General features: G+C 71.5%; 7 protein-coding genes. 2 read left to right on the forward strand and 5 right to left on the reverse strand.

Annotation, left to right across the window (positions count from 1 at the left end; translation table 11 throughout):
• Positions 1–180: 180 nt before the first annotated feature.
• The 4 genes from ACFU8Q_RS37925 to ACFU8Q_RS37940 form a co-directional block, all read right to left on the reverse strand.
• Positions 181–702: an NUDIX domain-containing protein gene (locus ACFU8Q_RS37925; protein ID WP_384463638.1), complete on the reverse strand. Its 522-nt coding sequence runs from the start codon at positions 700–702 to the stop codon at positions 181–183.
• Between the two features lie 46 nt (positions 703–748).
• Positions 749–1,522 (reverse strand): glucose 1-dehydrogenase, encoded by a 774-nt coding sequence (locus ACFU8Q_RS37930; protein WP_384463641.1) that lies wholly within the window; start codon positions 1,520–1,522, stop codon positions 749–751.
• A 29-nt stretch (positions 1,523–1,551) separates the two neighbouring features.
• Positions 1,552–2,181 (reverse strand): TetR/AcrR family transcriptional regulator, encoded by a 630-nt coding sequence (locus tag ACFU8Q_RS37935; protein WP_384463644.1) that lies wholly within the window; start codon positions 2,179–2,181, stop codon positions 1,552–1,554.
• Between the two features lie 184 nt (positions 2,182–2,365).
• Positions 2,366–3,259 carry a DMT family transporter gene (locus tag ACFU8Q_RS37940; protein WP_384463647.1) on the reverse strand — a complete coding sequence of 298 codons (894 nt, stop codon included), beginning with the start codon at positions 3,257–3,259 and terminating at the stop codon, positions 2,366–2,368.
• 217 nt (positions 3,260–3,476) lie between these two features.
• Here ACFU8Q_RS37940 and ACFU8Q_RS37945 point away from each other — a divergent pair, with 217 nt between their 5' ends.
• Together ACFU8Q_RS37945 and ACFU8Q_RS37950 are read left to right on the forward strand one after the other, a co-directional pair.
• Positions 3,477–5,132 (forward strand): FAD-binding dehydrogenase, encoded by a 1,656-nt coding sequence (locus tag ACFU8Q_RS37945; RefSeq protein ID WP_384463649.1) that lies wholly within the window; start codon positions 3,477–3,479, stop codon positions 5,130–5,132.
• A 287-nt stretch (positions 5,133–5,419) separates the two neighbouring features.
• Complete coding sequence (locus ACFU8Q_RS37950) at positions 5,420–5,578, forward strand: hypothetical protein (RefSeq protein WP_384463652.1); 159 nt, start codon at positions 5,420–5,422, stop codon at positions 5,576–5,578.
• 93 nt (positions 5,579–5,671) lie between these two features.
• On the opposite strand, the gene ACFU8Q_RS37955 is transcribed toward ACFU8Q_RS37950, so the two are convergent.
• Entirely contained in the window at positions 5,672–6,121 is a 450-nt protein-coding gene (locus tag ACFU8Q_RS37955; protein ID WP_384463655.1) for an ASCH domain-containing protein, read from the reverse strand.
• Positions 6,122–6,336 lie beyond the last annotated feature (215 nt).

Consider the following 6,336-nt stretch of genomic DNA (forward strand, 5'->3'; position numbering starts at 1 on the left):
GTCAACGACGCTCCGCGTCGCTTCCCTCCTCCGCCTTGGATTCGAAGCCGCATGACGCCGCTCGCTGATCCACTCTCCATCGCGGGTGAGGTCGTCGGAGCGTCCGGCAATCGGGGGCCGCGACGCGGTGCCGGGCACGTGCTGGTCGGTGGCAGACCGGCCGGCAGTCGCAGCCCCGGCTCAGGAGACCGCCCCGCCCGCCCGGAAAGCGCGCAGCCGCTGATACGTCTCCAGGCCGTCCGGCACCCACTCCCAGTCGCCGAGCCGCTGCTCCAGCTCCGCATCGGTGAGGAAGGTGTGCCAGGCGACCTCCTCCACCTGCGGGTGCACCGGCAGCTCGCACCGCACCTGGTAGACGTGGGACCACCAGGAGTGCTCCGCGCTCTCGTAGAGGAACTTGAAGAGGGGCTCGGGACGGGGGAGCCCCGTGACCCCCAGCTCCTCCTCGGCCTCCCGCAGCGCCGCCTCGTCGTACGACTCGCCGGCCCCGACCACCCCGCCGACGAACATGTCGTAATGGGACGGGAAGACCAGCTTCGTGGGGGTCCTGCGGTGCACGAAGAGCCTGCCGTCGGCATCCCGGGCCTCGATGAAGACGCAGCGATGGCGTAGGCCCCGTGCGGTCGCCTCACCGCGCGGGGCCTGTCCCACGACCACGTCGTTCTCGTCGACGATGTCCAGGATCTCGTCAGAAGGAGTCATGCCCTCATCCAACATCAGAGGACTGACAGGTCCACCCTCGCAGTGATCACTGCCCCATGACGTACTTGACGGTCGGGCCCGTGGTCCAGCCGCCGTCCACGGCCAGTTCGGCGCCGGTGACGTACGAGGCGGCGTCCGACAGCAGGAAGACGACCGCCTCGGCGATCTCCGGGGCCTCCCCGACCCGGCCCATGGGGGTGTTGGGGTAGTTCCCGTCGCCCTGCTGAATGCCGGCGGACGCGGTCATCGGTGTGTAGACCATGCCGGGGTGCACGGAGTTCACCCGAATCTTCGCGGTGCCGAGCTCCACCGCGCCGACCTTCGTCAGACCGCGCACGCCCCACTTGGACGCGCCGTAGCTGGAGGTCAGGGCGAGGCCCATCAGTCCGGCGGCCGAGGAGATGTTGACGATCGAGCCGCCACCGTTCTCCTTCATCACCGGGATCACGGTCCGCATGCCGATGAAGACACCCGTCAGGTTGATGTCGACGACCTTGCGGAAGTGCTCGACCGTCTCGGTCTCCAGCGGCTGGCCGGTCGATATCCCGGCATTGTTGACCAGGCCGTCGATCCGCCCGAACTCGGCGACGGCGAAACCGGCGACGCGCCGCCAGTCCTCCTCGGAGGTCACGTCGTGGTGCAGGAAGCGGGCCCGCGCCCCCAGCTCCGCGGCGGTGGCGGCGCCCTCCTCGTCGAGCACATCGGTGATCAGCACGTTGGCGCCGCCCGCCACGGCGAGGCGGGCGGCCTCGGCTCCCAGCCCCCGGGCGCCGCCGGTGATGATGACGGTCTTGTCGCCGAGCTTGCTCTTGTCGGTCATGGCATGTCCTTACGTGTGGTGCGGGTGGTTCACGCGCCGTCCGGCACGGGTGCGTGCAGGAACGCGGTGGTGGTCTCGACGAGGTCGGCGAGGAAGAACGCCTCGCCTGTCAGCGGGCGGGTGCCGTCCAGTCCCTGGCGGGCGCGGTCGGCCAGCGCCGCGCCGATCAGAGTGAGCGCCAGATCCAGACGCTCCAGGCGGACGGGCCCGGGCAACTCGCCCAGGCAGTTCCCGATGCGCCCGATCAGCTCCCCGTAGGCGGTGCCGTCCAGGGCGGGGTGCGGCCGGCCGGTCCGCAGTCCGGTCTCATGGCTGAGCTGGGCCGAGATCCGCAGACAGCGGCGGCCCCGGTCGTCGGCGAGCAGGCTCGCCTCGGCCGTCACCAGCGCGGTGAGCAGTTCCCGTACGCCGCAGTCCGTACCCAGCCCGTCGAGCAGCGGCGCGATCACCCGTTCGGTACGGGCCTGGCGGCCGGCCATCACAGCGTCGAGCAGCCCGGTCCGCGAGCCGAAGTGGTACTGGACCGCGGAGGGGTTGCTCTGCCCGGCCAGCCGGACGATGTCCCGCAACTGGGCACCGTCCGTGCCCTGCGCGGCGAAGACCTCCTCGGCCGCGCGGATCAGCTTGTCCCTGGTCTCTTGTCCCGACGCTCTCGCCATGCGGCCATTCTAATGCTGGCCATTATTAAAGACCAGCGCGGACGGCTCCCTGTGACCAGGGAGACGTACCGGGAGGGCGTACGGGGAGGGCGTACGGGGAGGACGTACGGGGAGGACGTACGGGGCGCACCGAGGGTGTGCGGCGGGGCGCACCCGGACGTGCCCGCAGGGCACGTGCCGCCGCTCAGCTCGGCAGCAGGCTCTTCTCCCGGCGCCCGCCCACGGGCCCCTCCGGCATCGCCGGATGCAGTCCCAGCAGCACGATCCCGACGACGATCGCCGCGAGACCGCCCGCCTGCCAGGCCAGCGCGCCGGGGTCGGTGCGCAGCTGGTCACCGAGGAAACCGACCCCGCAGGCGATCCCGGCCAGCGGCTGCGCGGCGGTCAGCGGGGGCAGCGAGACCCGTAGCGGGCCCGTCTCGAACGCGCTCTGCACCAGGAGCAGGCCCGTCACCCCCAGCGCCACCACCGCATACGGCTGCCATGCCGTCGCGAGCGTCGCAAAGCCGTCCTCCGAAATCCGCTGGCCGGTGACCCGGGTGAGGGCGTCCTGGAGTCCGTACAGCAGCCCGGCCGCCACCGCGAGCAGCGCAGGGGCGACCCCGGACTGATGGCGCTTGGCGAAGGTGGTGAGCAGCAGTGCCACGCCCACGACCACACCGATCACCAGCCAATGCCGCAGCGGATCGGTCACCGCCTCACCGCCCCGCGGCTCGCCCCCCAGAAGAAACGCGGCGACTCCGCCGGCCAGCATCCAGAGCCCGGCCCAGCCCTGCCGACCGAGCCGCTGCCCGGTGCGATGACGCGACAGGGCCATCGCGAAGAGCAGATTGGTCGCGAGCAGTGGTTCGACGATGGACAGCTCGCCCTTGCCCAGGGCCAGGGCGCCCAGCACCATGCCGCAGACCATCAGCCCGATACCGGCCAGCCAGCTCCGTACCCGCATCAGGTCCAGCAGCAGCCGGAAGGAGAGATAGTCGCTCCTCGGCGCGTGGGAAGCGGCGTCCTGCTGGAGGACGAAGCCGAACCCCAGACAGCAGGCGGCACTCACGGCGAGTACGAGAACCAGCACCGACACGCTTCTACCTCAAGTCAGGCCAGAAGTGGGTGATTCGTATCGACGATAGCGCCTGCGCCGCATGCGTGCGGCCGGGGCGCCGCCGACCGGGCGGTTGACGCCGCAGCGGCCGGTACAGAGGATCTGACGCACGAGTAACCTCCGGCGTCCGTGCCGGATCCTCACCGTGACCGTGGCCGGATCGCTCCGCCTCCGACCCCCGACAAGGATGGAACCCATGGCGTACGACGCTGATGTGATCGTGATCGGGGCAGGGCTCGCGGGTCTGGTGGCCACCGCCGAACTGGTCGACGCGGGCCGCTCGGTGATCCTGCTCGACCAGGAACCCGAACAGTCCATCGGCGGCCAGGCGCACTGGTCCTTCGGCGGTCTCTTCCTCGTCGACTCGCCCGAGCAGCGCCGGATGCGGATCAAGGACAGCCACGAGCTGGCCCTCCAGGACTGGCTCGGCACGGCGGGCTTCGACCGCGAGGAGGACCACTGGCCACGGAAGTGGGCCGAGGCGTACGTCGACTTCGCGGCCGGTGAGAAGCGTTCCTGGCTGCACGCCCAGGGGTTGCGGCTCTTCCCCGTCGTCGGCTGGGCGGAGCGCGGCGGCTACGACGCGAACGGCCACGGCAACTCCGTACCGCGCTTCCATATCACCTGGGGCACCGGTCCCGGCGTCGTCGCCCCCTTCGAGCGCCGGGTCCGCGCGGGCGTCGCCAAGGGCCTCGTCCGGCTGAAGTTCCGCCACCGGGTCACCGGCCTCGCCCGCACCGCGGGCACCGTCGACACGGTGACCGGCGAGATACTGGAGCCGAGCGCGGCCGCCCGCGGCACCGCCAGCAGCCGGGTGACGGCCGGCACCTTCGAGTTGAGGGCCCAGGCGGTGATCGTCACCTCCGGTGGCATCGGCGGCAACCACGACCTCGTACGCAAGCAGTGGCCCCGGCGGCTCGGCACCCCGCCCGCGAAGATGCTCTCCGGCGTGCCCGCCCATGTCGACGGACTCATGCTCGGCATCACCGAGGAGGCGGGCGCGCACCACATCAACCGCGACCGGATGTGGCACTACACCGAGGGCATCGAGAACTGGAACCCGATCTGGGCCAGGCACGGCATCCGCATCCTGCCGGGACCGTCCTCGCTCTGGCTGGACGCCCGCGGCAAGCGACTGCCGGTCCCGCTCTTCCCCGGCTTCGACACCCTCGGCACCCTCGAACACATCATGAGGTCCGGATACGACTACACCTGGTTCGTCCTCGACCGGAAGATCATCGGCAAGGAGTTCGCGCTCTCCGGCTCCGAGCAGAACCCCGACCTGACCGGGAAGTCGATCCGCGACGTGCTCGGCCGGGCCCGCGCGGACGTACCGGCGCCGGTGAAGGCGTTCATGGACAAAGGGGCGGACTTCGTCGTCGAGCAGGACCTCGCGGCACTGGTCCGTGGGATGAACGCGCTCACCGACGAGCCGCTGATCGACGAGGCCGAGTTGCGCCGCGAGATCACCGCCCGCGACCGCGAGATCGCCAACCCCTTCACCAAGGACCTCCAGATCACCGCGATCCGCGGCGCCCGCACGTATCTGGGGGACAAGCTGATCCGTACGGCGTCACCGCACCGCATCCTCGATCCCAAGGCCGGTCCGCTGATCGCCGTACGGCTCAACATCCTGACCCGCAAGTCGCTCGGCGGGCTGGAGACGGACCTGTCCTCCCGGGTGCTCACCGAGGACGGCACACCGCTGTCCGGCGTGTACGCGGCGGGGGAGGCGGCCGGTTTCGGCGGCGGCGGGGTGCACGGCTACCGCTCGCTGGAAGGTACCTTCCTCGGCGGCTGCGTCTTCTCCGGCCGGGCGGCGGGCCGGGCGGCGGCGAAAGCCGTCGGCTAGCGGGTGCCCGGTGCCCGCTCCCGGGCCCCGCTCACCCTCACCGGCCCGGGCGGCCCGCTCGGACCGGTGTGTGCGGGCGCGGGTACGTGCGGCGGGCTTCCGGGCCTGTCCTGGCGGGTACGTGCGGCGGGCTTCCGGGCCTGTCCTGGCGGGTACGTGCGGCGGGCTTCCGGGCCTGTCCTGGCGGGTACGTGCGGCGGGCTCCCGGGCCTGTCCTGGCGGGTACGTGCGGCGGGCTCCCGGGCCCGTCCGGGGTGGCCGGACCCGGCGCGGACAGAGTCGGCGGGGTGAAGATCCCGCGTCTCCTCGACGACCGGCTGAAGCTGCGCCACCTGGTCCTCGTCGACGCGCTCTCCCGGGTCCGGTGTGCCGGGGCGACGATCTCCAGCGCGAGGTCGTCGAAGATTCGCGAGTCCTTCGCCGCCTCGGCCCCGTCGCGACCGTAGGTGAAGAACGCCGGGGTGGGGGAGACCACTTGGCGGTGCACACCGTCCGCGTCCTCGCGTCGCAGCCGTAGGGCACCAGCTGCCCGGCCCCGCCTACCGTTCCGTCGCGCCCGCGACGGGATCCAGCAGCTCGACGACCCGGAACCGTTCGGCAACGACCATGGTGTCGTCGTCGACCGTGAACTCCGGGTCGCCGAGCGCCTCCCGCATCTCCCTGCTGTGCCAGAACTTCTCGTGCCCCGCACGCCACTCGGCCACCGATCTGTCCCCCTCGCCCTCATCGATCGCATGCTGGAGATCGACGTCACCGAGGCGCAGCACCCGCACCTCCGTCACCTCCAGCACCGCGATCTCCCGGCCGTCCGAGTCGATCAGCGCGGACCGCTCGCCCACCGGAGGCAGTTCCTCCTTCTCCGCCTCGTACTCCGCGAGCAGCCCGGTCGTCGACACCTTCGCACCGGCGAGCACCGCCGCCACCAGGCGATCGCGCAGCGGTCCGGGGAAGGCGAGCAGAAAGGGCTTGAGAGGTTCACGGTTCGCCATGGCGCCAAGTCTGACATGGGCCGCCGGACGCCGCGCCGGGTCGGGCACCGGGCCGGAGGCCGGTCGGGCGGCGTCAACCAGCCGGTTCATGACCGGAATTGGCAAAGGGCCCCGGCAGGGTGTCCGCCGCACAGGGCAATGGCGCCCGCCGACCCGGCGGCATGCCGTGGCATGCGCACCGGGCCGGTCGGGCGCCATCGGGCACGGCCCCGGCT

The organism is Streptomyces sp. NPDC057543, assembly GCF_042801895.1.
Lineage (GTDB): Bacteria > Actinomycetota > Actinomycetes > Streptomycetales > Streptomycetaceae > Streptomyces.

Coding starts and splice junctions, on each gene's coding strand:
- ACFU8Q_RS37925 (WP_384463638.1), bottom strand. CDS start 702: ATGACTCCTTCTGACGAGATCCTGGACATCGTCGACGAGAACGACGTG.
- ACFU8Q_RS37930 (WP_384463641.1), bottom strand. CDS start 1,522: ATGACCGACAAGAGCAAGCTCGGCGACAAGACCGTCATCATCACCGGC.
- ACFU8Q_RS37935 (WP_384463644.1), bottom strand. CDS start 2,181: ATGGCGAGAGCGTCGGGACAAGAGACCAGGGACAAGCTGATCCGCGCG.
- ACFU8Q_RS37945 (WP_384463649.1), top strand. CDS start 3,477: ATGGCGTACGACGCTGATGTGATCGTGATCGGGGCAGGGCTCGCGGGT.
- ACFU8Q_RS37955 (WP_384463655.1), bottom strand. CDS start 6,121: ATGGCGAACCGTGAACCTCTCAAGCCCTTTCTGCTCGCCTTCCCCGGA.